The sequence below is a fragment of the Bacillus spizizenii TU-B-10 genome, assembly GCF_000227465.1.
GTDB classification, from domain to species: Bacteria; Bacillota; Bacilli; order Bacillales; family Bacillaceae; genus Bacillus; species Bacillus spizizenii.
On the sequence record NC_016047.1, the window covers coordinates 192,676 to 218,677 of the forward strand.

The window sequence follows — 26,002 nt, forward strand, 5'->3', positions numbered from 1 at the left end:
GAGATTTATGAGCTGGTTGGAGTTTATTTCATCAATTATTAAATCAGTTGCTTGGCCAATTATTGTTTTAGTGGCGGTTTTGGCATTAAGAAAACCAGTAAGCCAATTAATTTTGAAATTAGCAGAGTTAAAGTTGAAGTCAGTTAGGTATGGGGAGTTTGAAGCAACGTTTGAAGACAAGTTGGAAGACGCTGAATCGAATGTAAACCCTAATGGTGAAGATGATAATTCGCTTAATAATGATACTGTTTCTGCTAAAGATACAATTAACGATCAATCCTTCGCTAGTATAGCAGAAGAGAAGCCTTTTTTGGGAGTTATTCTTTCGTGGCAAGAATTGGAACATCAAATGATTGAAACTATGACTGAATTTGGTTTATATGAATCCAGTTACTCTGGTGCTGAAATGAAAAGACCACCAACGATGTCTCAATGTATTAAGGATCTAAATAAACGAGGATATTTAAGCAAAAGATTTATAAAGACTTTTTCAGACCTTCAACAATTAAGAAATATTGCTGTGCATAGTGCTCCTCATGATTATTCAATAACTTTTGAGGAGTCTGTAAGGTATAGAAAACTAATTAAAAGGTTAATAAAAGAACTTCAAGCTATCACTCCTCAAACACATGATACTTACGTACATGAGTGATAACAGCTTTTGAAAGGAGGTGAACAACATGCCAAGAGAATTGGTAAACGCAAAAATCACACATGTTTCTTACGTGGATAAGGCTGCTAATCAAAAGCAGTTCTTTTTTATGAAATCAGAAAAACAGCCGGACTTTCAAAAGGAAGTCAAGGTCATTGCAAAAGAAGCGGACGAGCAAAAACTCGTTTACGGTATCGTATATGAACCTGATACAGTGGACGCGCACGGTGATTTCATGACAGCTGCAGAAATCGAAAAAGCCGCTCATGGATTTCTGAAAGATGCCCGTGAAATTGATAAGCAGCATGACTTTCAGGGTGGCGTTGGCGCGGTGGTTGAATCCTACGTCGCACCTGCAGACTTTGAAATGAATGGGGAAACCATCAAAAAAGGATCATGGGTCCTTGTGACAAAAGCCTCCGAGGAAATATGGGAGGAAATCAAGAAAGGCGAGATCACCGGTTATTCAATGGCCGGCATCGCAGATATTGCAAAACAAGAAGAAAAGCCTGTTTCTCAAGAAAAACACGACGAGAAAGGGCTTTTTAATTTGCTCAAAAACTTTTTTACTGGCAATGCTCATCTTGCCAAGGGCGCTGTACAGGAGAAATATGATGAAGGGCGTAAACGCCGTGAATTTTGGGCGGCTCAGGATGCATTAAACTCTGCTTTGTTCAAATGGGATTATTCTGAAGGTATGGAGACAGATCCTGAAAAAATCAGAGAAGCCCTGCAAGACTTTGTGAATATCGCCCAGGAAGTGTTGATCTCAAATGACATTTTAAAAGCTATCGGATCAAAGCCTGAAGAATTGCAAAAAGCCGGCCGGAAATTCTCGGCTTCAAACTTACAAGAAATTAAAAGCGCTCATACTGCTCTCGGCAACTTGCTGAGTCAGGTGGAGACGGAAGGAGAAGAAGAAATGAACTCAGAGGATGTAGCAAAATCCATCGAAGAAGCATTAGAGCCAATTCAGAAGCGGCTCACGGAATTAGAAAAGGAAGAAGATCCTAAAAAGAAGAAAGACGAAGAAAAAACGGCTGAGGAAGAAGCTGAGAAGAAGTTGAAAAAAGCTATTACTGACGCTGTTCAACCGCTCGCTGATCGTATTGAAGCGATTGAAAAAAGCCGCGGAATTTCTAAACAAGATGAAACAAATTCCGAAACTGAAACACAAGTTAATAAATCAATCTGGTCAGGGCTTCTTTAAACCCTGACTCTTTTCATAAGGAGGAAATGAAGTGACAAACCAAGAGGCAATTAGAAAAGCAGAAATGACGCTGTCCAGCTTAAAAAGCGGCGGTTTAATGAATCCTACACAGGCAAGTGCATTTATTCGAATGGTTCAAGATACACCAACTATCCTGAAGGATTCTCGTGTTATTCAAATGGATCACGACACTCAGAAAATCGAAAAAATCGGGTTTGGCCAACGTATCTTAAGAGCAGCCCAAGAAGGAAAGGCTCTGGCTGATGATCAAAAGGCAGTACCGACAACAAGTACCGTCAACCTCAGCACAAAAGAAGTAATTGCAGAGATTGATATCACTTATGACACTCTCGAAAATAACATTGAAGGAGAAGGTCTCCAGGATACAATCATGCAAATTCTAGCGGAGCGGGCCGCTGTTGATATTGAAGAGTTGATTGTTAATGGAGATACATCTTCATCAGATCCGTTTCTGGCTCAGATAAACGGTATCCGTAAACAAGCCGCTTCCCATATTGTTGACGCGGCGGGCGAAGAACTGTCACGTCAGATATTTAAACGTGGATACAAAGCTGTTCCGCCTAAATATTTGCGTATTCCGCAGGAGTTCCGCTTCTATACTTCTCCTGGTATTGAAGTTGAGTGGAAAGATCGTGTTGCTGATCGACAAACGAGCTTAGGGGATGCAGCTGTTCAAGGTGGTCTTTCTTCAGCTTTTGGTGTTCCGGTCAAGGGAATTGCGAACATGCAGCCTTATACGATTGGTGAAGCGGATGTGACTACTGACGTTTCTGACATTATCCTAACCCATCCGAAGAATATCATTCTCGGCTTCTCTCGTAATATCAGAATTGAAGTAGACAAAGATATTAGAGCACGTAAATTTATCATTGTCCTGACAGCTAAGCTGGACAGCAAATTCGAAGAGGAAGATGCTGTGGCTAAAATCGTGAAAGTGAAAGAGTAGGTGAGGAGCTATGTATAAAGCTAAACTCATTAAAGGCAAGAACTATCACGTGATGGACAAAGTCTTTAAAATCGGAGAAGAACAGCCGGTTTCAAGAAAATTGTATCTTTACTTGAAGCAAAACGAAGCCTTTGAAGTAAATGAGGTGCAAGACAAGAAAAATGGCGGAGAAGAGCCGACACATTATACAGAAGATCAATTGAAAGGTATGCACAAACCGGATCATGAAACCATTATTTCTAATCTTGGTGGCAATCCGTCTCACTTCAAAAACGCAGACGAAAGAATTGCCTTCATCCTTAATCAGCAAGAAAACAGCGGGGAGTGAGCGGCGTGTTAATCACTCCTGCTGACCTTAAGAATTACACTGTTTTTGATTCTGTAAAGGATCGGTCTGATTCCCTTCTTACTCAGGACATCATAGAAGGTATAGCTGAAATAACCTATCAAGTTGGCCATGATTTTTCTGGCCCAGAATATGATCCGCTCCCTGAAACGGTTCGGCTGGCTTTATTAAAAATGGCGCAGTATTTCGCGTTAATTAATTCTGATGAGTCAATCACCAAAGGATATACAACCGAGAAGATCGGAGACTATTCATATTCTCTTGGAAACGGCAGCTCTATTCAAAAACCAGACGTCTACACACTCATTAAAGATTATGTTGTATCATCTGAGCCAAGTTTGGAAGGTACAGAAGTAAAAATGCGGATGAGGTCCATATGAGCTATCGATCTTTATTAACTCATCGATGCGATGTTTATCACCTGCAGGAGAAAGCGGAAAACAAAAAACAATCCTTTGGGGTGCCGGTTGAAGATGTTCAGCCGGCTTTTTCATATCCTGAAGTTCCAGATATAGCGGGACTGCCGTGTTACTTCACAGAAAAGAACCAATCCATTGTGCAGCAGGAACCGAACACGGCCATATATCAATCATTTCTGGTCCATTTCCCAGCTTCTGCAGATATTCGCTTGAACGACAGGGTTATTTGGGAAGGTACAGCTTATAAATTACAAAAGCCGCGCAAGATCAAGAATCATCATTGGGAAGTGACGGCAGTCCGGGAGGTGGACTACTTATGAAAATTAGGGGTCTCGATCAGTTCATACAATCATTAGACCGGGCTTCTCGAGGGGGAATGAAGAGGAAATATGAGCAGTGGCTTGAAGCAATGGGTTTTGAGTTCTTAGATACCATCCAAGATGAGATTATCAGGACAAAGACCGTGGACACCCGCCGCTTGCTCAATTCCTATCAGAAAGGTGACCAGGATAATATTTTTTCAATGATATCAGGCAGCTTAAAACTGGATGTCGGAACAAATCTGGAATACGCCTCATACGTGAATGACGGGCACTTTACAATTGATCCATCTAAAAATCAGGATCGCCGGTGGGTCCCCGGACGCTGGAAGGGTGAACGGTTCGAATATGATCCCGCCGAAAGAAGTTCTGGAATGCTGCTTAAATTCCAATGGGTGGACGGGTCCGGCTTTTGGGATAATGCTATGGCCATCTTTGAACTAATGTTTGAGAGAAGTCTTGAGCGGAAGCTGCAGCAGTGGATCGATGAAGAATTTTAAGGCGGTGCTGCCATGAATCAAGAAGTGGGCTCAATTATGGGCTACCTATACAAACTGTATCCTGTGCAAGTGTATGAAAAAGAAATACCGCAGGACTTTGTTGTCCCATCTCTTTACATTCCGCCGGCTTCCACAGTCGATGGGGTGGACACAGTATCTACGTTTCAAAAATCCTATGTTTTAAACGTGAAACTCTTTCATAAGAACGCGCAGGAGGCTCATAACGAAGCAGAAAGGATCGCGGATACACTTAGGAGTAAGAGGGGGTTAATTCCGCTCATGCGGGAATCTGGCGAAGATACGGGGGATTTTATTCGCTTATCACGTATAGAAACCCGGATCTCAGATGATTATGCGAGCATCGTTCTAAATTGGACGAGTCGCTATTGGTATGAACGAGAACAGCATCCTTCTCTTGAAAACTTTGAATTTACAAGCGGGGTGAAATGATGGCCACGAAAAAGGAAAGAACAGAAAATGCTTTTTATATTAAGGATTTGCGAGAGCACAGTCGAGAGCTCTTTGGGGTAAGGCCCGAGGTGTTTGACGGTGCTCTTTTTCATACAGAAAAAAACAGAATCACTAAATCGGAAGCGAAGAAGCTGATTGATCAGTTTCTTCAGAAGGAGGTCAAATAAATGAACGGCGGAACATTTACAGTCGGCAAGGAAAAAGAGCGTGCTGGTATTTATTTTAACTTTAAAACGACCGCAGAAGATCGGGTATCAGTAGGCGAACGCGGAACAGTTGCGCTGCCGATAGCATCCAGCTGGGGAGAGGTTAAGAAATTCATTTCTATCTCTTCAATCGAGGACTTGAATAAAAAAGTGGGATTAAACATTGATGATCCTTCATTGTTGCTTCTTCGTGAGGCAATGAAGAAGGCAAGTACAGTCTTACTTTACCGTTTGACGGAGGGGCTGCGTGCTCAAGCAGACATTAGTGAAGGCGTAAAGGCAACCGCTCTTTATGGCGGAACTAAAGGAAATGACATCATTATCAGAATTACAGAAAACGTTATTGATTCTTCAAAATTGGATGTCACAACCTATCTTGATCAGTCAGAAGTCGATAAGCAAACGGTAACTAAAGCCGAGGAACTGAAAGCAAATAAACTTGTTGAATTTACAGGCAAAGGGGATCTAACAGTTTCGATTCCCCTAACAGGAACAGCTCCGGAGGACGTCAGCGGGGACCTTCCGGCATCTTCTGGAATCCGCTTGTCAGGTGGAACAGACAAGACACCGACAAATGCTGATTACACAGCTTTCTTGGAAGCGGCTGAAACTGAATACTTTGACACAATCGCGCTGCCTGTTGAGGATAACGAGCAATTGAAAGCGACGTTTGTCGCATTCATCAAACGGCTGAGAGACAATCAAGGCTTAAAGGTTCAAGGCGTACTCTCTAATTACAAAGGCGATCACGAAGGTATTATTAATGTCACAGGCGGAGTTCTGCTTGAAGACGGAACGGAGATCACTCCGGAAAAAGCTACTGCTTGGGTTGCCGGCGCCAGCGCGGGTGCAACGTTCAATCAGTCGCTTACGTTCGTAGAATATGCGGGAGCGGTGGACGTCCTTACTCGACTGGATAACGACCAGGTAATTCAGCGGCTGGCGAACGGGGAATTCCTGTTTACTTATGATTCTCGAGACAAATCTGTTTCTGTTGAGAAGGATATTAATTCTCTCACAAGTCTTACAGCTGAGAAGAATAAGATGTTCCAGAAAAATAAAATTGTCCGAGTGTTGGATGCAATCAACAATGATCTGACATCTCAATTGAAAGCTCTGATTAAGTCACGTAAAGCGAGCGGAAGCGACGTTCCTGCTACAAATGACGGCCTTCAATTCGTGAAAACGTTGATTACTCAATACTTGAGTGTTCTTCAAGATAACGGGGGCATTACCAATTTTGATTCAGAGAATGACATCACAATTGCTCTGAATAGCGATCGTGACGGTTTCCTGATTGATCTTGCTGTGCAGCCGGTTGATGTTGCTGAGAAATTCTACTTTAACGTGGAGGTGAAGTAAGGTGGCTTTTAAAGCGCAGAATACGATATCTGGTAAAGAGGGACGCCTTTTCTTGGACGGTGAGGAACTGGCGTTTATCAAAACATTCGAAGCGAATGTGGAGAAAAATAAATCGGAAGTCAACGTTATGGGGCGCCGCATGACCGGTCATAAAACGACAGGCGCAAACGGAACAGGCACAGCGACATTTTATAAAGTCACATCCCGCTTTGTGCAGCTGATGCTAAACTATGTGAAGAAAGGTGAAGATCCTTATTTCACGCTTCAAGCAGTTCTGGATGATGCGTCTTCCGGCCGTGGAACTGAGCGTGTCACGCTGTATGATGTGAATTTTGACTCTGCGAAAATTGCAGGGCTTGACGTTGATTCTGAAGCATTGGAAGAAGAAGTGCCGTTTACCTTTGAGGACTTTGATCTTCCTGAAAAGCTGAAGGATACGTTTTAATAAATTGAATTCGTTTTGACGTCCTTAGGAATTTTGTTACTTTTTTTATCCATTTTACGTTTGATAACTGTAAAATGGAGTGGAAATAATGTATACTGAATATACATTGATTAAATCAAATTAACCACGCAACAACATTATAGAATTAACATCTAAGATTTTGCGTAAAATAAAAATACCGGAGTGCGCCAACACTCCGGTCTGTACACAAGCTGTCCTTAAGGGAGCTTGCTCGCATATTTTTCATGATAGACTTATCCCTTTAAGTTTCCAACGCTCAAGGGAGAGTCTATTTTTTGTTTTTATAAGTCAACAAGGCAACAATTAAAGAACCCAAACTAAATAATGATGATTGGAAACCAATCAATACCATTAGAGCTTGGTAAGCTTCAGTTGACATTATATCACCCCCTTTCTAACGGGGATGCAAACTTCCCTTATGGCGCTTTATGTACGATTTTCATTATACTGGTAAGCGCATCTTTTTGTAAATTCGAATCCTTGTGATTTTTAATCAAGCACATCCTTTTTGCGAATTCGAATCCTTGTGATTTTTATTCGAAGAGAATGTGCTTTTTTTATATCCAAAAAATTTAATTGTAAATAGAAGGAGCTAATTAACATGAGCGAAAAACAAAACGAAAAAGTATATGATCTTTCATTCTTTATGCCAGGACAAACAATTGAAGCGGAAGAAGTAGAAGTGCCTATTTCAAAGCGATTTGTTGACAAGCAAGGAAAGGTGATTCCGTTTGTATTCAAAGCTATTACCACAGAACGCATTGACGAGCTGGAAAAAGAAAACACCACTTACAAAAATGTAAAAGGCCGCGGCCGCGTGAAAGAGTTGGACAGCCAACGCTTCTATGCTCGTATTGCCGTTGAAACAACTGTTTACCCGAACTTTAAGTCTAAAGAGCTACGCGAAGCTTACAAAACAGAGGATCCGGTGGAAGTTGCAAAGCGTGTTCTGTCTGTCGGCGGTGAATATGCAAACTGGTTGAACAAAGCTATTGAGATCAATGGCTTTGAGGATGATCCCGAAGACCTTGAAGAAGCAGCAAAAAACTAATAGAAGGCGGGGATAAAGAGACAGTGTATCTTTATTACGCTATGCACGAGCTCAAATATTCCCCGTCAGAATTACAAGAACTATATGAGGCGCCGAGAGAATTCAAGGCACTCTTATACGGTTTGATCAGTTACAAGCTTGAGCTGTTAGAAAAGGAAGCGAAGAAGGGAGGTAATTAACTATGGCTAAACTAACAGCTACGTTTGATTTACAAGATAAGATCACCCGAAAGCTTCGAAAGATACAAGGGAATGCAGAGAGACTTCAGAGGGCCGCTAATGGCCCTCTTATTTTTGATGCTGAAGATCGAACAGAGCGGGTTATGAGACGAATTGACCGATCAGCAAGCCGCTTGACTGGGCGGGCTCGATCAATTGAAGTCGGTTTAGATGATCGGGTTTCAAATGGTTTGCGTTCTATACGCCAGCAAACAGAGGATCTTACTGAGGGTAACCATGAGGTGACGGTTTCCGTTAATGATCAAGCTACACCACGGTTTCGCTTAATTCGTGGAGGTCTCTCTGATTTGAATCGCTCGCATGCTGAACCTACTGTTTCAGTTCGTGATCGTGCTTCAAGCCAATTAGATGAGATCCGGCGCCATGTGTCTGATGTAGACAGCGAACATGCAGAGCCTACTGTTTCTATTAAGGACAAGGCTTCAGCGGTTCTGGATGCAATTGAAGCAAAGTTAGACGGTCTGAAAAACGCTGCTGTCACCCTGGCAGTTGGCGGCGGACTGTCGGCTGGTGCGATTATGGGCAGCGGGAAAAGTGCTATGTCCCAAGACGCTTATGTTTCAGCGACTTCGAAAGTCAGCAAAAAAGACGCTGCTAGAATGACAGACCAGATCTATTATGACAACAAAGCGGGAGGATCCCGGGAAGAAGTCAGCTTATCTCTGAGAACCTTGTCTCAACAGACAGGAGCATCTAAAAAAGCCCTGGCTGAATTGACAGAGTCATCTAGCAAGATCGCACAGCTCATGAATGCTGATCAGGCGGAAGTGGACCGGGCCTTCAGCTCAATGTATAACAACTTGAAAATGTCCGGGAAAGACAGCGGGGATTTAATCGCGTATGTGTACCGGAATGCCGGTGACCAGGCCGACGATTTGCTGGACACGATGAATGAATACAGTTCCACTTTTAAAGACATGAAACTCACAGGCGGCCAGATCGCTAACGCCATGATTAAAGGGACAAAAGGCGGGGCCAGAAACTTCGACAACCTTGCTGACAGTATGCGTGAATTTAACATTCGCCGTACTGAAATGTCTGATAGTCAAGTAGACGCGTTCAAATCGCTATTCGGTGCCAAAGAAACAGAGAAGATGTTCAAAGGGTTTAAAGACGGTTCTATTAGTGGTCAAGAAAGCTTATTTAAGGTTGCTGATGCCTTATCAAAAGTCAAAGACAAGACTAAGCGGGCATCTATCGCCACGGAGCTAATAGGAACGCAATATGAAGACCTGAAGCAGCCGATTTTAGATATGGCTGAAGGCATTGGGACAAGTGCAAAAACAACAGGCGAACTGGAACGCAGCTTTTCTCAGCTTCGGGATAATAACCCGATGACACCGATTAATGACGCCATGCGGGATTTTGAAAGCATATCTAAGGATATGGGAACTTCACTGCTTACCGGTTTAGGCCCAGCCTTTGACAAGATCGACTCGTTCCTAAACAGCAAGGAAGGTCAAGAAAAACTCAAAGAGATCAAAAAGGATATTACTGATCTTGGCGAGGCCATAGGTGACAAGCTGAATGTGGCCATTGAGTGGACGGTGAATCATTGGGACGATTTAAAAACAGCCTTTAAAGTTGTGATTCCTTCTTTAATTGGATTGATTGCATATTTGAAAATCCTACGGCCGCTCTTAAAAGGAATTGGAACTGTGGGAAGTGATGCAGCGGGAGTAATTCGGAAGTTGATTCCCAACCGTACTCCCGGCGGTGACCCTAATACACGAAGCGGCAGACGTAATGGAAAGGCTGCTCGTGGTTCAGGGAGAAGGGGCGGAAGTTCCGGATCTGCTTCGAGTCCAACAAGTCTACCACGGAGCGGTAGCTTAACATGTTGTTGCTGTAGCGGTATCGGCGGAAGTGACCGCAGCCGTAAAGGAAGAGGGAAAAATGCTTCTGGCCGACGTGGTAATCCAACCAGTGTGAACCCTTCTAATAGATCTATCACTGTATCATCCGAACAGCTGGAAAGACGTCGTTCAGGAAGAACCGCAGCTGATCCTGTTAGAGGCACAGGTTCAAGAGCTTCAGTAAATACTACCAGATCAGAACTCCGTGCAGCAGGCCGAGCGACGGGCGGTGCCTCGAAGTTCGGGAAAGTTTTAAGTCCGCTGAAAAGTGTCGGTAAATTTGCGAAAGGTATCCCTCTTTTGGGAACTGCATTAGCTGCAACCGACTTACTCGGGATGAACAAAGATAATGCAGGTGAGAAAGTTGGTTCTTTTGCTGGGAATCTTGGCGGAGCTGCTGCAGGAGGAGCCGCAGGTGCAGCCATTGGTTCTGTCGTCCCTGTTGTCGGCACTGCTGTCGGCGGAGTTGTCGGTAGTATTGCAGGCGGCATCGGGGGTTCAGATTTAGGATCATCCATTGGCAAATGGTTTGATGATGGCGGCGCTTCTAAAGCATGGGATGGAATTCAGGACGGTGCAGGAAACGCCGTTGATTGGATCAAGGATACTTGGTCTGATTTCTCAGATTGGTTTATGGATAACGTCTGGAACCCAGTTAGTGATTGGGCCGGAGACAAGATTGATAAGATCACCGATAAATTTGAGGATGCTAAGAAATGGCTGACTGATACTTGGAATGACGTGTCATCCTGGTTTGTGGATAACGTGTGGACACCTATTTATAACACTGCAGTTCCGATCATAAATTTAGTAGTAGGTGCCTTTTTATTTGCCTGGGATGGTATCCAAGCTCTTTGGAAGATTGTTTCAACTTGGTTCATGGATAATGTCTGGAATCCATTAGTTGACGGTGTCACTGATGCTGCTGATTGGATTTGGACAAAAATAAATGACGCTTGGACTTGGATCTCAGACACTTGGTCCACTGTCTCCACTTGGTTCATGGATAATGTCTGGAATCCTATTAGTAATACAGTTGCAACTGTTGCCGGATGGATCCAAGCACATATTGATTATGCGCGAATCTGGATCCAATTAAAATGGCTTCAGGTGGCAACTTGGTTTTATGACAATGTCTGGAACCCAATCAGTACAGCTGTTAGTAACGTAGCAAATTGGATTTGGACGAAGATCAACGAAGCATGGACTTTTATTTCAGAATTATGGTCTACAGTTTCAACTTGGTTCATGGATAATGTTTGGACGCCAGTAAGTGATGCTGTCACTAATGCAGCGAACTGGATCTGGACAAAGCTTAACGAAGCGTGGACATGGATTTCTGACAAGTGGAGTGCAGTTTCGGCTTGGTTCAGTGAAAATGTTTGGAATCCGATTGTCTCAAAAGTAGAAGATGCCAAAAAATCCATTTCGGAAAAATTTGAGTCAGCGAAAAAAGCTGTTAAAGATGCTTGGAATGGTATTTCTGAATGGTTTAGTGAAAATGTAGGGGATCCCCTTGAAAAGATAGCTGACGGAATTAAGAAGAAGTTTGAAGATACCTTCTGGTGGGTCATTAAGCTAAAAGGGTTAGCTGACGCTGGAGGGGAGATCATAGGCAATATCATAGGGAGAGGTGAAGAAGCTACTGGATTACCGACAAAGAAATCCGGTAAGTCTTCTCCTGGTAAAAATACTAGCGGTGGCAGAGGAATTGCTGATCTTGCTCAGTCTCAGCCATCAGCACCAACAAGTATTTTCCCTAAACAAAAAAGCGTTCTTGAAAGGAATGCGACGGGTGGCTATATTACGAAACCAACTATTTCTTGGATTGGCGAAGCAGGTAAGGAGTTTGTGATCCCTGTTGATAACAACAAGGGGCGCGGTAAAATGCTTCTTTCTCAGGCCGCTTCTAAACTAGGGATGAGCGTTGTTGACGATATGGCTTCTGCTTCATCTGCAGGTGGAGAAACTGCTGTTTCACCATTAGCCGGCGGAGCATCAGTCTCAACGACGGTAGCTCCTACTGTTGATACGTCGAGCCTAAATGAACAGGCGGCTTCTTTCGGCCAACAGTTCACACAAGGCTTCGATCAAGGTATTGGCGATAACATCGTTTCAATGGATGCTTGGAAACAGAAAAACGTTGGCCAACCTATGAAAAATTTGATCTCCTACTCTCCGAATTACGGAAAACAAGTGGTCAATGGTTATGCTAACGGCCAGAACAGTACGGCAACCGGAACAGATGGCTTCTTGCAGACGAAAGTCAAAACACCATTCCAGAACACTGTGAATAAATCTTCTTCATGGGGAACTGGTACGATCAAAGGGTTTGCTTCCGGTCAAAATAGTTCACAAACTGGCACTGATCAGTATGTAAATACTCATGTGAATAAGCCGTTTTTGAAGTCTAAAGAATCATCAAACGGCTGGGGAACCGGAATGATCGGGAATTTTGTTTCAGGTATGAATTCAAAGGGCAGTGAGGTCCATGAGGCAGCCAAGGAACTAGCAAAAAAAGTAGAGAAAGCTTTCCGTGAAGAGTTAGATATCCATTCACCTTCTCGTGTCATGATGAGCTTGGGGCGTTTTGCCTCTGTCGGTGTTGTAAAAGGACTGGATTCTGTCGATGTGAAAAAATACGCTGAAAAACAAGCAGGTTCACTGGAAGCTGCTTATTCCGGAATGGGTGCAGTAGGCGGAAATGTGAAACAGTGGCTTATGGCTGCAATGATGGCCACAAAAACACCATTAAGCTGGCTTCCAGGACTGATGACAATTGCTAAGTTTGAATCAGGAGGCAACCCTAACGCCATTAACCTGTGGGATAGTAACGCGAAGGCAGGCAATCCATCTCAAGGGCTCATGCAGACAGTACCGACCACTTTTAACGCACATAAAGCACCAGGCATGGATAACATTAGAAACCCGATTCACAACGCTGCTGCTGCGATCGGCTACATCAAAAGCAGATACGGCTCTATTGACAATGTACCTGGTATTAAAAGCTTGAGACGCGGTGGACCGTATGTTGGTTACGCTAACGGCGGCCTGATCACAAGAGAACAAATTGCTCGTGTGGGTGAAGGAAATAAACGTGAATGGATCATTCCGGAGGAGCGGGGCATCCGTGGCCGCTATCTTTTGGCTCAAGCAGCTAAAGCTCTCGGAATGGAAGTCACGGATCCTACACAAACAGGCCAAGCTGAATTATCATCTGGCCAGGTAACTGCTGCTACAACAGGCAGCCAACAAACAACTGTTACCGCTGCAAGAGGTAAAGAGGTCGTTATTCAGTTTAACGGCGATCAGCATTTTTACAATGATCAAGATGTGAACAGTCTGGTCTCAAAAATTAAACAGGTCCTTGTCGATGAACTTGAACAAGATATCAACATTGGAACGAAGGGAGTCGTCGCGTTTGACTAGATCTGTTTATGAATTCTGGATTTCACAAGGGAAGGACAAGCTACGGCTTCCCGTCCTTCCTGAACAAATTGATATATCCAACACAATTCAAAATGAGTCTGTAAAAGTGGCCAGTTTTGGGGAGATCACTTTTATAGATAAACCGGGAACGAAAGAGATTTCGTTCTCATCTTTTTTTCCGAAGAAACACAGCCCGCTTGCCGAATATAAAGGTTTTCCTTCTCCGGAAAATGCCATCGCTAAGATTGAGAAATGGGCGAAAGCGAAAAAACCTGTTCAGTTTCTGATTACTGGCACGAAAATCAACTTTACCTGCAGTATTGAGGATTTTTCTTATAGCGAGGGTCAAAAAGATATAGGTGACCGTGATTTTGAAATCAAACTGAAGGAATACAAAACCGCTTCCCCGCGGAAGATCAAGCAGAAGAAAAAGACGAAGAAGAAACGGCCGTCTAAATCAGCTCCTAAAACATATACGGTTAAAAAAGGCGATACACTGTGGGATCTTGCCGGTAAATTTTATGGAGACAGCACAAAGTGGCGCAAAATATGGAACGTCAATAAAAAGGCTATGATCAAACGAAGTAAACGGAATATCAGGCAGCCAGGACACTGGATCTTTCCTGGCCAAAAATTAAAGATACCGCAATAAGCAGGTGATGACATGATAGAACTTTTCGTCATTAAAGAAACGGAATGGCTTGAGCTGGTAACTGAAAGTGTTTCACTCGAAGGACAACGGTATCAGGCACCGCGGTCGATCACGGCCAGGATTATTACGAAACAGGGAACCCATTCATATTACAGCGTATCTGAAGGGGATACGGTTTTATTTAAGTGGAAAGGGAAAGAGCTGTTTCGAGGTATAGTGTTTTCGCGCAATCCGGAAGAACACGGGCTGACCTTTACGGCTTATGACATGCTGCAATATCTGGTCAAAAACAAAGATGTTTATGTTTTCTCTAATCAGCGTGCAGACGAGATCATAAAACGCTTGGCAAGAGACTTTCAGATTCCCACAACGTCTATTGCAAACACAGGTCATACAATTAAATCCCTTGTGTTCAAAGACGATACGAGCCTTTATGACATGATTCTAAAAGCCTTGAAACAAACGAAAAGCCAAACCGGAAGGAATTATCAATTATATTCGGCGAAGGGGAAGCTTGGCCTTCGTGCTTGGCCAGATCCGTCAGAAGTATGGGTGCTGGAGACGGGTGTAAACATCACCGGCTATCAATACAGCACTTCAATTAATGACACGGCCACAAAAGTAAAGCTCCGCCGGCAGAAAGACAATAAAACATACACAGCCACCGCAAGTGACAACTCAGGGATCTGTAAATATGGTGTGCTTCAGTATGTCGAAACGGTTTCTGATAACATTAACCAGGCGCAGCTTCAGGAGCGTGCGAAAGTCAAACAGGCACAGAAAAAAGGTGTTAAAAAAGAACTCAAGAGTATTCAAGCGATTGGCATTCCGGATCTTCAGAGCGGCTTGCCCGTTTATATCTCAATTCCGGAAGTCGGGGTTAAGAAAACATACTGGATCGATACAGACAAACACGAATTTAAAGGATCTACGCACACGATGACCATTGATGTTGTGGAGAAAAACTCTATTCCTGATGGTGTTTCCTCATGAGACTAAGTGAAGCGATCAAGCATTTGGCTGTCGGTGCCGTTGATTCAGAGTCGCCGGTGGATATCCTGCCGGCTGAAGTGGTTTCCGTTTCTCCTGTTGAAATTAAACTCAATGAAAATGAAAAGCTAATTATTCCGTCTGATTTGATTATTATTCCTAAGCGGCTGCAGGCTGGAGAAGATGAAGAACTAAAGATGGGTGAGAATGTGATGGTTGTCTCCTTAAAAGGCGGACAATCATTTTTTATTCTCGACAAAATATAGGGGGTGCCCGGGTTGGCCCTTTCGCCAGAAATTGAATTTGATGATATTGAAGATGGCAGCGAAGTCATAGAGACCTCGCAAACCTACAAAATAGATTTTGAAAATGGCCGTATCACAAATGAAATGATCACAGGCCTTGAAGCCATCAAGCAGTTTGTATATTTATCCCTCCATACTGAGCGATACGCCTATTCTGTTTTCAGTCATGACATTGGAAATGAGCTTCAAGACGTCCTAGCAGATAATGAAACAACAGACGCATATAAGAAAATGGAGATTCCGCGACTGATAGAGGAGGCACTGATCTATGACGATCGTGTTTCTTCTGTGTCAGATTTTGAAATAGAAAAACAAGGCGATTCGTTCCATGTTTCCTTTACAGTCGAAACTGACGAGGGAACATTAGAGATCGAGGAGGTGCTCGGTGAAGATGTTTGAAGATCAAACTTTTGAAGAAATTATGGACCGGATGCTGAACAGAATTTCAGCTGACATTGATACAAGGGAAGGAAGCGTGATTTATAACGCGTTAGCTCCTGCAGCTGCAGAATTGGCCAAGTCTTATATTTGGCTCGATACGGTGCTGGAACTTGTCTTCTCGGACACAGCACAAGGGGAATTTTTAGATCGTCGGGCTACTGAAGCCGGCATCGAGCGAACGGCTGCCACGAAAGCAGTCAGGGCAGCGGAGTTTACTGAAGGAATAACCATTCCAGTGGGTTCCCGCTTTTTTGTTGATAATCTGTATTTTCAATACACAGCTGACGGGACGTTGGAATGTGAAACAGCCGGAGAAGCGGGGAACGCGAATATTTCCGGCCAGAATCTATTGTCATTGGATACCATTCCAGGACTTCAAAAAGCAATTGTGAAAGAGATCCTGATTCCTGGACGTGAAGAAGAGGATGATGACAGTTTAAGAGCGAGATATTTTACCCGCGTACGCCGGGAAGCTGTTAGTGCAAATAAAGAGCATTATAAGCAGTGGGCGGAAGAAGTTGACGGAGTCGGTAAGGCAAAAATCTTTCCGCTTTGGAATGGGGACGGAACGGTCAAAATTGTCGTGACCAACGCCAACTTGGAACCTGCATCCGATATTTTAATATCCAAGGTCAAGAACTATATTGATCCTGAACCGGGACAAGGAGAAGGACAGGCGCCTATTGGCGCCTTTGTCACGGTGGAGAGTGCGGTTTGGAAAGAGATTGAGATATCAGCTGAGGTGCTTCCCGAGGTCAATAGCTCTATTGAGCAGGTGAAGAAAGAAATCGAATCAGGTGTATTAAACCTCTTTAAAAAGATGGCGTTCGAAGATAATGTCATCCGCTTATCGCAGATCAATAATATTGTCTATAATTCACCCTCAGTAAGTGATTATGCAGATATTAAAATAAACGGTTTGGCTGAAAATTTGGTTCTGAGTGACGTCGAAATCCCTAAATTGGGGCAGGTGAACATCATTGAGCAAACTCGATGAAATGACTGCTTACCTGCCGCCGTTCCTTACCAAGTTAAAGGAAATGGCTGAACTTCTTAAAGCGGAATCTCCAGAATTTGAAAAGCAAAATAATAGCATTTTTGATCTGACAGATCAGCTGTTTGTCACAACAGCAACCTGGGGACTTGAACGGTGGGAAAAAATATTGAACGTGCCTCGAGAGTCCGGTGATACGTACGAGATCCGCCGGCTGCGGCTGATCTCGAAAATGTCCAATATACCGCCCGCAACATATATGGCCATTGAACAGGCATTGAATCGGTTCTTGAAGAATCCGTCCGCTCAGGTCCGGCTACTTCCTGGAGAGTACCGTTTTAATGTTGATATTGATATAGATGATATGCAGCACATGAGCGAGCTCATAGAAACATTAGAAAATATGAAGCCGGCTCACTTGGCGTATACCTTGCGAGCTGCTTTAAATGAGCCACTCAAGATAAAAGATACTGTCATTCTGAATAACAGAAGGTATCGAAAAGCAAGTGAGCTGATGGTGGGTTATTCCGTCACGCTCAATAATAACGAGGTGGTTTTACCATGATTACGAAAGTTTATAGAGAGCGTACAGCTGCAGATCTTAAAAGTAGAATATCGAAAGTGCTGCTGAATGGAAATGAAACAAAGATTGTGGAAATAACCATTCAGGGCGCAGTTGTCACGGTACTTACTCATCGAGAAGAAGATATCAAACATATTAAGAGTGTTCAGGTCCTTGATGAGCAAAACAACGTGATTACGGAAAGAACAACAGATTTAGATGTAAGTAACAACAGAACGCTGGACTTTAGATTTACTTTTGAGGTGGTGTAACAAATGGCATATGAAGCAAAAACAGACTGGCTGCCGGATGATCCAATCAATGAGGATGATGTGAACCGTTGGGAGAAAGGTATTGAAGAAGCGCATAAAGGTTTAGCCGCACATAAAAATGACATGAACAACCCTCACAAGGTGACAAAGGAACAGCTGGATCTGGGGAATGTTGATAACGTACAGCAGGCGGCGAAGAAAGATTTTGATCTGCACAATCAAGATCAGGAACGGCATGTTACGAATGAAGAGCGAGCTAAATGGAATGGGGCACAGCTTTCGAAAATGACGAAAGACGATGGATCCATTCTTATTAACATCGGTCAAGGCTATGACTTTCATAGTGTTGCGATAGGGCAGAAAAAGACTTTTACTTTTTACATGTCGAGTGATGCTATTAATGCACCGCCCCAAGCGGTTCGCGGTATTTACTTGTGCTCCTCTTCGACGAGTGGAGAAGCAATGGCCATGGCCGCAGATGGAGGCTTTTGGAGAAAGTCATTAGTTAACGGAACCTGGTCAGATTGGATAAAGTACGAAACAGAAGAAGGATCAATAGAAAGATTGGCTGTTCACACGGATAATAAAGATATCCATGTTACTAAAAGTGATAAGGATAAATGGAATGCTGCTCAACTATCTAAAATTACAAATGATGTTGGAGGGGTATCTTTTGCAGTGAATGAAGGCGAAGATATGCTTCAGGCAATTATAAATAGAGGTAGGAGTATGGGGACCTTTTATGCAAATGGAAAAGCAGTAAATTCTCCTTCTACCGCCTCTACGAGAGGGTTTTATCAAATGACAAGCCAATCATCTGATGGTAAAGGCAGCTATGGTTGGGTTTATGCCATGGACTACAGAAATAATGTCTTTACGAATTATTGGGACGGTAATACTGTCGGATGGCAGGGGTGGAAGAAGATCGAAACAGAAACTGCATCACAAGAGAAAGCTGACAAGGCTCTTTCAGATGCAAAAGCCTTTGTTCAAGAAAACTTTACTAATCAAAAACTGACCGTTCTTACAGGAACAAACGCAATTCAGGACGCGAGAACAAGTGGAGAATCATATCCACTCGGCCTTACTCTTATGGATATTGGCCAAGGTAACACGACCGGGTACCCTTTGCGATATGGAATTGTGAAAAATGAAAAGTATAATAACTCCCGCTTCACACAATATTTTTACGGTACAGGCAATGAATCAGGAACCTATATTGACAGTACAGGGGTATGGGTTCGCCATTGGTGGAGTGGTTCCGGCTGGACTCCTTGGGAAAAAATATCTGGATTTGCACATACCAATGTTGGTACAACTGGAAAACAGCTTCTTATCAAAGGTGAACAGCAGAAAGTTCGTTTTAATAGAAAGATAAAAGACAGTCATAATGCTTTTGACGTCACTAATAACCGTTTTATCTGCCCCAATAGCGGTATGTTTTTAGTCAATGCAGGTTTATATATCGAGAACGTTCAAAGATATGCTAACTATGAGATGGAAATTTATCTTAACGGAAAGATTTATAAAAATATAGCGCATTACAGAAATAGTCCAGCAAATCCTTCTGATACAACACAATTCAATGTAGGGGTTTATGGAGCCGCCACTGTTCCGGCTAATGCAGGCGATTATATAGAGATTTATCTCTATGTTGGATATGACGGGGATGTTCAGCGTTATATTACTGACAACTCAGGATGGTATAACTATTTTGATATTACTGAAATGGGTGGAAGAAATTATCCGAGATTTTAGGAGGTGCATTTATGATTTTGTATGATGCAATTATGTACAAGTATCCTAATGCAGTACCGAGAAATGACTTTGAACTGCGGAACGACGGTAACGGTTCATATATTGAGAAATGGAATCTCCGGGCGCCGTTACCTACTCAGGAGGAATTGCAAGCCTGGTGGGAAGAATCGAAAAGCAATCCAGCATATGAGCCTCCTGATCAGGTAGAGTTGCTTGCACAAGAATTGTCACAAGAGAAGCTGGCCCGCAAAAAGCTTGAAGAATTAAACCAAACATTAGGAAATGCGCTGTCTGAAATAAAGCTACAGCTGCTTTCCTTACAAGGAGAGAATAACGTATGAATTATTGGGTATTGGCTTTGTATTATAACTGGGCTACCGCTGAAATGGTGAAGCAGGCAATCCATTACAAAGATTGCTCGCCCGAAGATTTACAGGAAGGAATAGAAAAAAATCTAATTACTGCAGAACAGTATAAGGAGATTACAGGAGAAGCCATTTAGGGCTTTTTTATTTTGCCTGAAAGGGGGTGGGTACGATGTAACGCCTATGATTGACCGTGTAAAGATCAACAATAGCAAGGAGGATTTTTAAATGGTGAAGTATAGTTTTCAATTTCCAACAGATGCAGCTGGTAAGCCTGGAGCAGCCAAACCATACAGAGAAGGAAACAGAGATTTTGTGGTGCCGGTGGCTGCCATTTCGGGTAATGCAGAGCTGCTGACAAACAAAGCCTTAAAAGCAACTGAAGTGTATACACAGTATGGCCAAGATCGCTTAGGTCAGGTTTTAATTTCAAAAGTAAAAGGTCATGCTTATTCTGATCGTGAAGGAACCTTATTCATCGAAGAAAGTAATGATGCGAATACGTGGACCACAGTTTCTTCATTAGTGGTAAAAGCGGGAACGCTCGGCGAGACTGAATGGATTCAATTAACCCAGCGATATTTCCGCTTCAGGTATGCAAACGGTAATCTGCAACAGTCTGAATTCTTGCTTTATCAGTCGCTTGGCGCTGGGGAAGAAGATATAAATATTAAACAAGCTGTTCCAATTACGACAGCTGCTCCGCTAACTATGCAAATAGATAAGAGCAACTTAACCGATAATGGCCGCTTAAAAGTTCAGACTGAAGGTTTGAATCTCAGCTCATTAGACACTCAAGCAAAAACAATGGATGTTGTTTTTCATGATAAAACAGAAACAGTCGGGGAAGGTAATCCATTCACTGTTGGATCATTTAAAACGTTGCTCATTGAGGTTTATGGGACAGCTGAGACAAGTGAATTAATATTCTGGGGTAAATCTTTATCTGGAACAAAACGAGCCCTGAGAGGGCAAAAAGTGGACGATGGCACGTTTGCCACTAGCACAAAAGGTAAATCAGAAGCCTGGTCTTTTGATATTACTGGTTTTAAAGAAATTGTGATGGAACTAAAATCTTTGACGAATGGAAACTTTTCAGTAAGAGGGACAGCCGTCTCATAAAGTCAGGCTGTCCTTTTATTTTGCCTCTAAGGAGGTGATAAAGAAATGGAGGAAACGAGTGTGTTTATTAACTTTGAAACGTTGGATTTAGCGAGAATTTATTTGTTTGGTGGTGTGAAGTACCTTGATTTATTGTTAGTTCTCAGCATCCTTGACGTTATAACAGGCGTAATTAAGGCGTGGAAATTCAAGAAGTTACGTAGCCGGAGTGCTTGGTTTGGTTATGTCCGAAAAATGCTTAGTTTTCTAGTGGTCATCTTGGCAAATATCGTCGATACTATTCTCAATCTGAACGGTGTTCTAACATTTGGAACCGTTCTTTTTTATATTGCAAATGAGGGGCTTTCAATTACTGAGAACCTGGCACAGATCGGCGTTAAGATTCCGGCTGCTATCACGGACCGGCTTCATGTAATTGAAGAAGACAACGAAAAAATAACTAAAAACAAAGAACAAGCTGCTGGGTAACTGGCAGCTTTTTTTATCTAAAAAAAGAATAGGAGAGGAAACATATGACAATCTCAGTTAAAAAGAATCTTGTATCAGAAGCTAAATATGCTTTGAAATGTCCAAACCCCATGACGGCGGAATACATTACCATCCATAACACGGCAAATGATGCGTCAGCCGCTAACGAGATCAGTTACATGATTGGAAACACTAGTTCCACTAGTTTTCACTTTGCCGTTGATGACAAAGAGGTTATTCAAGGACTACCGTTAAATCGCAATGCATGGCACACAGGTGACGGAACAAACGGTACCGGGAATCGTAAGTCGATTGGTGTCGAAATCTGTTATAGCGAGTCTGGAGGCGCTAAATACTACGCTGCTGAAAAGCTGGCGATCAAGTTTGTGGCACAGCTGCTTAAAGAACGCGGCTGGGGTGTTGATCGAGTTCGCAAACATCAAGACTGGAACGGGAAATATTGCCCTCACCGGATTTTGTCAGAGGGTCGATGGGATGAAGTAAAAGCCGCTATCGCTGATGAATTAAGAAAAATCGGAGGCAAAAGCTCAGTGTCTTCAGGCGGCTCTTCAGGATCCGGAACAACATATACAGTGAAAAAAGGTGATACTCTTTCTGCAATAGCAAAAGAGCACGGAGTGAGTGTGGCAAATCTTCAGAGTTGGAATAACATTAAAGACCCGAATAAAATTACAGTTGGCCAAAAGTTGAAACTAAAAGGATCTAGTTCATCCAGCAGCACTAAAACAAGCGGCCAAAAGACATCATATCCGCTTCCTTCCGGAATTATTAAAGTGACAAGTCCGATGACGAAAGGGACAAATGTCAGACAAGTTCAAAATGCTCTTGCTGCTCTTTATTTTTACCCGGATAAAGGGGCGAAAAATAACGGCATTGATGGCGTTTATGGGCCGAAAACAGCAAATGCAGTCAAACGATTCCAGTCAGTAAGTGGTCTGACGGCTGATGGCGTTTATGGACCTAAGACAAAAGCGAAAATTGAAGAGAAATTGAAATGAAAAAGGCCCTGCCTCTTTATGAGGGGGCCTTTTTGTTTTTATCTCCATCTCCAGTTTATTTCGTTATCTTCTTCGTAGATTCCTGGTAAAGAAATCCCTACTTTTTTTTGCTCATCATCGATGATAAACCAATTATCATCATCTAGTAGAGCATCATCAAACTTCTCGATTGCAGAGGGATCATCTTCATCCACCACTGCTCTAAAAAAATCTTTGAATTTTTCCATATTGTCATTAGGTTTGATTTTTCCATAAGCCCAAGGCCCTTCTATTGTTGCTCCATCTATTTCACCTAAGCATTCATTTTGATAATAAAGAAACATACTCTTCACTCCTTAGGAAACATTTTGAAGTATTCTTTTGGTATCTCACCCTTAACAAAATACTCTGTATCTCTACTAGTCCATTTTAGAGCTTTTTTCTTCCAGTTTTCTGTTTGTCTCGTGTCGTTTTTTATAAGTCTCTCAATTTGTTTTGGATTTAGGATAGCAACTCCTTTTAGTTCTCCAGAACGTATGGCTTTTCGTAGAGCTGATATATTTAATTCAATAGTATATTCCCCGTAACCTTTTGCTATCTTTTTGTTAATTGTAAAACTGGTATATGGACTATTGGATTTTCCACCTTTCCTATACCCTCCTAAAATATGTTCCGTAACAGTTACCTGACGGCCTTGATACATTCCACTTTTGTTTGCGGGGACAAGGTTCCCGGTCTCAGGTGAAATATGAGATTTACCGATACCATTTGGTCTTTTTGTTGCATAAGGGAAATCTTCTCCTCTGAATAAGTTGGAAGGTTTACCTGCGCCAGAATTTATTTTTAATACTTTACCTGCACCAATCATTCCTATCGGAGCAATTGAGGCAAGCGCGCTGTTTAAGCTGTTTTCACGTCTCTCCTCGGAAATCTTATTCCCAAACATATCGCGGCCGGTTATTGCTTCACTAAAACCATTCGCTGACGCAAGACCGTAGAGTCCTTTACTGGAGTTTTGAAGGGCAGGGAATGTCTTAGTAGTTTTATAGATATCAAGCGCTTTGTCTGCCCTATAGATGGCTTTGCTCGTTGAGTAAACAGCCTTTCCGCCTTTGGCTAATTTCCCGGCCCAGCCAACTATAGGGATGTATCCTGCCGCAGCCATTGCGCCAGCTGCCACCCGTTGCCCATCAGTTAATTTTTCACCGGTGACTGGATCGACGCCATCAGCAGCTCTCTTATAATCATAATATCCGGAGACTTCCCCCGTAAAATTACAAACGACATCCCAGGTCTTTTCATACCATGGCCTATTTGCGAGCTCTTCTTGTTCCATCGCAATTCTTCTTTGTTCCGCCTGCTGATCTTTAAAGGAAATATAGTCAGTAGTTTGTTTTTTTACATCTTCGGTCATCTTATGAATTTCACTGTCTCTATAAGCTTTTGCATTATAGTGGATAGGGGAGGCGTTTTTACCTTTTGCTGTAGCGTTCATGAGTGCTTGATAATCAGCCTGAATCATTTGTTCATTTGCTTCTGAGAGTGCATATTCAGATGTTAAATTTTCATCGACTTCATGAATTTTTTTGATGGTCTTGGTACGTTTGTTGTCGGCTGAAGAGAGTTCGTCTTTAAAAGTTTCTGTGGAGAATAAATCTAGTGGTAGTATGTCGTTGATGTCATTTAGAATGTCTTTTATTGCTTTTTTCTGTTCTGACATGATGGATTTTGATTTAGTATAAGCGTTGGCCAGCTCGTGTTCTAAAAAAGATTCTTCTATGTAGGCATCGGATAAGCTTGCGTCTTCCAGGATTCCAATAACACTCGTGAGAAATGCGATTTTCATGTCGATCAAATCAATCCACTGGTCAGCGATTCCTGCTTGATCCTCATAAAATGCCTTTATGTTATTGGCGCCTTTACCTGAAAATTCACTGTCATCAAGATCAGCCACTGATTTGAAGGCATTCTTTAATTTGACCATTTGATTCCTTGTATCTTTGTATTCCTTTGCGCGGTTTTCAGCTTCAGAAAGCAATGATTTAGCTTCAAATACCTTCATGATCATATCCTTTCTTGTTAAGCTTTGTGGTTCAATAACTAACAAAATTTTACCATAAAAAGAAAGTTAGAAATACAAAATATCCTTTTATTTGAAATGTGATCAATCAACGAAATGAGCCGAAGAAAAAGTTTGCGGTTTTTTTGCGGTTCAACACTTTTTGGAAATGTTAGAATATTACATAAAAAGAAACAAAAAGGAGGGATCCTGTGAATCCGGTTTTACCTTCCTCACATGTAGGGGTTAAGATTACCGAATGGTATAAGATGATACGTCAGTTTAGTGTTCCGGATGCTGAAATTTTAAAAGCAGAAGTTGAAAGAGAAATTAAACAAATGGAAGAGGATGAGTATTTACTAATTTATTACTCACTAATGAGCTTTCGACACCAACTTATGCTCGACTACTTAGAGCCAGAAAAAAAGTATAGAACAGCACGTCCAACCATCTCAGAATTACTTGAAAAAATTGAAGCTCCCCAAAAGAAATTAACCGGTCTCCTGAAATATTACTCACTATTCTTCCGCGGTATGTATGAATTTGATCAGCAAGAATTCGTGGAAGCTATTAACTATTACCGTAAAGCTGAAAAAGAACTTTATGCTGTTACCGATGAAATTGAACAAGCTGAATTCCATTTTAAGGTAGCAGAAGCTTATTACAACATGAAACAAACTCACGTTTCCATGCATCACATTTTGAGGGCATTAGAGATTTATGATCAGAATCCGCTGTATACTGTAAGAAAAATTCAAAGCTTGTTTGTAATCGTAGGTAACTATCTCGATTTTAAACATTATGAAAAAGGGTTAAAACATCTTGAAGAAGCCCTGAAGCTTTCTAAGGAATTAGGGCACGACAGACTAATAAGTTCTGCTTTGTATAATTTAGGTGAATGTTATCATTACATGGGACAACCAAGTAAAGCCGAAGGATATTTGAAAGAAGCAGCTGAGGTTGCAGAAAAAGCAAATTTAAGGACACTTCCTCATACGCTCCATTCGTTGGCCACAGTTTTATTCAAGCAAGAAAAGTTTAATGAAGGACAGAAGGTTTTGCAGCAAGGGATCGAAACAGCACAAAAATTTAATGATGAACTTTTCTTATCGATGAATCAGTTTCTTAATGCCCTATATATTGAGTCTGTTGATAAACAGGGTATCCTCAATATATTGAATAATCTTAATGAAAGTCACATGTTCTCATTTACGGAACACATAACGCTGCTAACTGCAGAATATTATAGAGAAGGCGGAGAATTTGAAGAATCCAGTTTTTTCTATGATAAAATGGTTGAAGCGCAGCTTCAAATTCAGCGAGGTGACTGTTTATATGAGTATTAAAAAAGGTGTTTGCGTATTTCTCTCTGCTGTTATTGTAACCACTGGTTTATTTGCGTTTACTGCAGCCCCTGAGCAATCCGGCCAGCATATTGAGGCCCATACGACTAATACTGAAATGCAAATGGCAGGAATCAGATTACAGACTTGACCTATATTAGACCCTCTCTTACATGAGA

General features: G+C 42.2%; 31 protein-coding genes. 29 read left to right on the plus strand and 2 right to left on the minus strand.

Annotated elements, in window-relative coordinates; genetic code table 11:
• Positions 1 to 7: 7 nt before the first annotated feature.
• The 27 genes from GYO_RS22735 to GYO_RS22865 all read left to right on the plus strand — a co-directional run bounded on the left by GYO_RS22735 (position 8) and on the right by GYO_RS22865 (position 22,442).
• Positions 8 to 652 carry a hypothetical protein gene (locus GYO_RS22735; protein ID WP_014112398.1) on the plus strand — a complete coding sequence of 215 codons (645 nt, stop codon included), beginning with the start codon at positions 8 to 10 and terminating at the stop codon, positions 650 to 652.
• A 28-nt stretch (positions 653 to 680) separates the two neighbouring features.
• On the plus strand, positions 681 to 1,862 hold the full coding sequence (locus GYO_RS22740; protein WP_014112399.1) for an XkdF-like putative serine protease domain-containing protein: 1,182 nt from the start codon (positions 681 to 683) through the stop codon (positions 1,860 to 1,862).
• A 31-nt stretch (positions 1,863 to 1,893) separates the two neighbouring features.
• Positions 1,894 to 2,829, plus strand: a complete 936-nt coding sequence (locus GYO_RS22745) for a phage major capsid protein (RefSeq protein ID WP_014112400.1) — start codon at positions 1,894 to 1,896, stop codon at positions 2,827 to 2,829.
• A 10-nt stretch (positions 2,830 to 2,839) separates the two neighbouring features.
• Entirely contained in the window at positions 2,840 to 3,157 is a 318-nt protein-coding gene (locus GYO_RS22750; protein ID WP_010330132.1) for a YqbF domain-containing protein, read from the plus strand.
• Positions 3,158 to 3,162: 5 nt separating this feature from the next.
• Positions 3,163 to 3,555 (plus strand): protein YqbG, encoded by a 393-nt coding sequence (gene yqbG, locus GYO_RS22755; protein ID WP_010330131.1) that lies wholly within the window; start codon positions 3,163 to 3,165, stop codon positions 3,553 to 3,555.
• Positions 3,552 to 3,914 carry a YqbH/XkdH family protein gene (locus GYO_RS22760; RefSeq protein WP_014112401.1) on the plus strand — a complete coding sequence of 121 codons (363 nt, stop codon included), beginning with the start codon at positions 3,552 to 3,554 and terminating at the stop codon, positions 3,912 to 3,914. The genes yqbG and GYO_RS22760 overlap by 4 nt, the downstream gene beginning before the upstream one ends.
• Positions 3,911 to 4,414: an HK97 gp10 family phage protein gene (locus GYO_RS22765; protein ID WP_014112402.1), complete on the plus strand. Its 504-nt coding sequence runs from the start codon at positions 3,911 to 3,913 to the stop codon at positions 4,412 to 4,414. The genes GYO_RS22760 and GYO_RS22765 overlap by 4 nt, the downstream gene beginning before the upstream one ends.
• A 12-nt stretch (positions 4,415 to 4,426) precedes the next feature.
• Positions 4,427 to 4,864, plus strand: coding sequence for a phage tail terminator family protein (locus GYO_RS22770; protein WP_014112403.1), 438 nt, complete (start codon positions 4,427 to 4,429; stop codon positions 4,862 to 4,864).
• Positions 4,861 to 5,052 carry a YqzN/YkzM domain-containing protein gene (locus tag GYO_RS22775; RefSeq protein ID WP_080010045.1) on the plus strand — a complete coding sequence of 64 codons (192 nt, stop codon included), beginning with the start codon at positions 4,861 to 4,863 and terminating at the stop codon, positions 5,050 to 5,052. The genes GYO_RS22770 and GYO_RS22775 overlap by 4 nt, the downstream gene beginning before the upstream one ends.
• Entirely contained in the window at positions 5,053 to 6,453 is a 1,401-nt protein-coding gene (locus GYO_RS22780) for a phage tail sheath family protein (protein WP_014112405.1), read from the plus strand.
• 1 nt (position 6,454) lies between these two features.
• Positions 6,455 to 6,898 carry a phage tail tube protein gene (locus GYO_RS22785; RefSeq protein WP_014112406.1) on the plus strand — a complete coding sequence of 148 codons (444 nt, stop codon included), beginning with the start codon at positions 6,455 to 6,457 and terminating at the stop codon, positions 6,896 to 6,898.
• Between the two features lie 622 nt (positions 6,899 to 7,520).
• Entirely contained in the window at positions 7,521 to 7,970 is a 450-nt protein-coding gene (locus GYO_RS22790) for a phage tail assembly chaperone (protein WP_014112407.1), read from the plus strand.
• A gap of 41 nt (positions 7,971 to 8,011) precedes the next feature.
• Positions 8,012 to 8,149, plus strand: a complete 138-nt coding sequence (locus GYO_RS22795; protein ID WP_014112408.1) for a hypothetical protein — start codon at positions 8,012 to 8,014, stop codon at positions 8,147 to 8,149.
• A 2-nt stretch (positions 8,150 to 8,151) separates the two neighbouring features.
• Positions 8,152 to 13,494, plus strand: coding sequence for a phage tail tape measure protein (locus tag GYO_RS22800; RefSeq protein ID WP_014112409.1), 5,343 nt, complete (start codon positions 8,152 to 8,154; stop codon positions 13,492 to 13,494).
• Positions 13,487 to 14,146: a LysM peptidoglycan-binding domain-containing protein gene (locus GYO_RS22805; protein WP_014112410.1), complete on the plus strand. Its 660-nt coding sequence runs from the start codon at positions 13,487 to 13,489 to the stop codon at positions 14,144 to 14,146. Before GYO_RS22800 ends, GYO_RS22805 begins: the two co-directional genes overlap by 8 nt.
• 12 nt (positions 14,147 to 14,158) lie before the next feature.
• The gene (locus GYO_RS22810; protein ID WP_014112411.1) at positions 14,159 to 15,139 is read left to right on the plus strand and encodes an XkdQ/YqbQ family protein; all 981 of its coding nucleotides are present in this window, start codon (positions 14,159 to 14,161) and stop codon (positions 15,137 to 15,139) included.
• A complete protein-coding gene (locus GYO_RS22815; RefSeq protein ID WP_014112412.1) occupies positions 15,136 to 15,402 on the plus strand; it encodes a DUF2577 family protein in 267 nt (88 codons plus the stop codon). Before GYO_RS22810 ends, GYO_RS22815 begins: the two co-directional genes overlap by 4 nt.
• Positions 15,403 to 15,414: 12 nt before the next feature.
• Complete coding sequence (locus GYO_RS22820) at positions 15,415 to 15,840, plus strand: DUF2634 domain-containing protein (RefSeq protein WP_014112413.1); 426 nt, start codon at positions 15,415 to 15,417, stop codon at positions 15,838 to 15,840.
• Positions 15,833 to 16,879, plus strand: a complete 1,047-nt coding sequence (locus GYO_RS22825; protein WP_014112414.1) for a baseplate J/gp47 family protein — start codon at positions 15,833 to 15,835, stop codon at positions 16,877 to 16,879. Before GYO_RS22820 ends, GYO_RS22825 begins: the two co-directional genes overlap by 8 nt.
• Positions 16,863 to 17,441 carry a YmfQ family protein gene (locus GYO_RS22830; protein ID WP_014112415.1) on the plus strand — a complete coding sequence of 193 codons (579 nt, stop codon included), beginning with the start codon at positions 16,863 to 16,865 and terminating at the stop codon, positions 17,439 to 17,441. Before GYO_RS22825 ends, GYO_RS22830 begins: the two co-directional genes overlap by 17 nt.
• Entirely contained in the window at positions 17,438 to 17,710 is a 273-nt protein-coding gene (locus tag GYO_RS22835) for a hypothetical protein (protein WP_014112416.1), read from the plus strand. The genes GYO_RS22830 and GYO_RS22835 overlap by 4 nt, the downstream gene beginning before the upstream one ends.
• 3 nt (positions 17,711 to 17,713) lie before the next feature.
• Complete coding sequence (locus GYO_RS22840; RefSeq protein WP_014112417.1) at positions 17,714 to 19,468, plus strand: XkdV family phage structural protein; 1,755 nt, start codon at positions 17,714 to 17,716, stop codon at positions 19,466 to 19,468.
• An 11-nt stretch (positions 19,469 to 19,479) separates the two neighbouring features.
• On the plus strand, positions 19,480 to 19,809 hold the full coding sequence (locus tag GYO_RS22845) for an XkdW family protein (RefSeq protein WP_014112418.1): 330 nt from the start codon (positions 19,480 to 19,482) through the stop codon (positions 19,807 to 19,809).
• Positions 19,806 to 19,970, plus strand: coding sequence for an XkdX family protein (locus GYO_RS22850; protein ID WP_010330111.1), 165 nt, complete (start codon positions 19,806 to 19,808; stop codon positions 19,968 to 19,970). The genes GYO_RS22845 and GYO_RS22850 overlap by 4 nt, the downstream gene beginning before the upstream one ends.
• A gap of 91 nt (positions 19,971 to 20,061) precedes the next feature.
• Positions 20,062 to 20,955, plus strand: a complete 894-nt coding sequence (gene xepA / locus GYO_RS22855) for a phage-like element PBSX protein XepA (RefSeq protein WP_014112419.1) — start codon at positions 20,062 to 20,064, stop codon at positions 20,953 to 20,955.
• Between the two features lie 45 nt (positions 20,956 to 21,000).
• Positions 21,001 to 21,423 (plus strand): phage holin family protein, encoded by a 423-nt coding sequence (locus GYO_RS22860; RefSeq protein WP_041520837.1) that lies wholly within the window; start codon positions 21,001 to 21,003, stop codon positions 21,421 to 21,423.
• 44 nt (positions 21,424 to 21,467) lie between these two features.
• Positions 21,468 to 22,442: an N-acetylmuramoyl-L-alanine amidase gene (locus GYO_RS22865; RefSeq protein ID WP_014112421.1), complete on the plus strand. Its 975-nt coding sequence runs from the start codon at positions 21,468 to 21,470 to the stop codon at positions 22,440 to 22,442.
• A gap of 38 nt (positions 22,443 to 22,480) precedes the next feature.
• Here GYO_RS22865 and GYO_RS22870 read toward each other — a convergent pair whose 3' ends face one another.
• Both GYO_RS22870 and GYO_RS22875 read right to left on the minus strand, forming a co-directional pair.
• A complete protein-coding gene (locus tag GYO_RS22870; protein WP_014112422.1) occupies positions 22,481 to 22,765 on the minus strand; it encodes a hypothetical protein in 285 nt (94 codons plus the stop codon).
• Between the two features lie 5 nt (positions 22,766 to 22,770).
• Positions 22,771 to 24,483: a ribonuclease YeeF family protein gene (locus GYO_RS22875; protein ID WP_014112423.1), complete on the minus strand. Its 1,713-nt coding sequence runs from the start codon at positions 24,481 to 24,483 to the stop codon at positions 22,771 to 22,773.
• A gap of 266 nt (positions 24,484 to 24,749) precedes the next feature.
• Between GYO_RS22875 and GYO_RS22880 the strand changes: the two genes are divergently transcribed.
• Positions 24,750 to 25,826 (plus strand): tetratricopeptide repeat protein, encoded by a 1,077-nt coding sequence (locus GYO_RS22880; RefSeq protein WP_371864119.1) that lies wholly within the window; start codon positions 24,750 to 24,752, stop codon positions 25,824 to 25,826.
• Positions 25,816 to 25,974 carry a hypothetical protein gene (locus tag GYO_RS43855; RefSeq protein WP_014112425.1) on the plus strand — a complete coding sequence of 53 codons (159 nt, stop codon included), beginning with the start codon at positions 25,816 to 25,818 and terminating at the stop codon, positions 25,972 to 25,974. Before GYO_RS22880 ends, GYO_RS43855 begins: the two co-directional genes overlap by 11 nt.
• Positions 25,975 to 26,002: the final 28 nt, after the last annotated feature.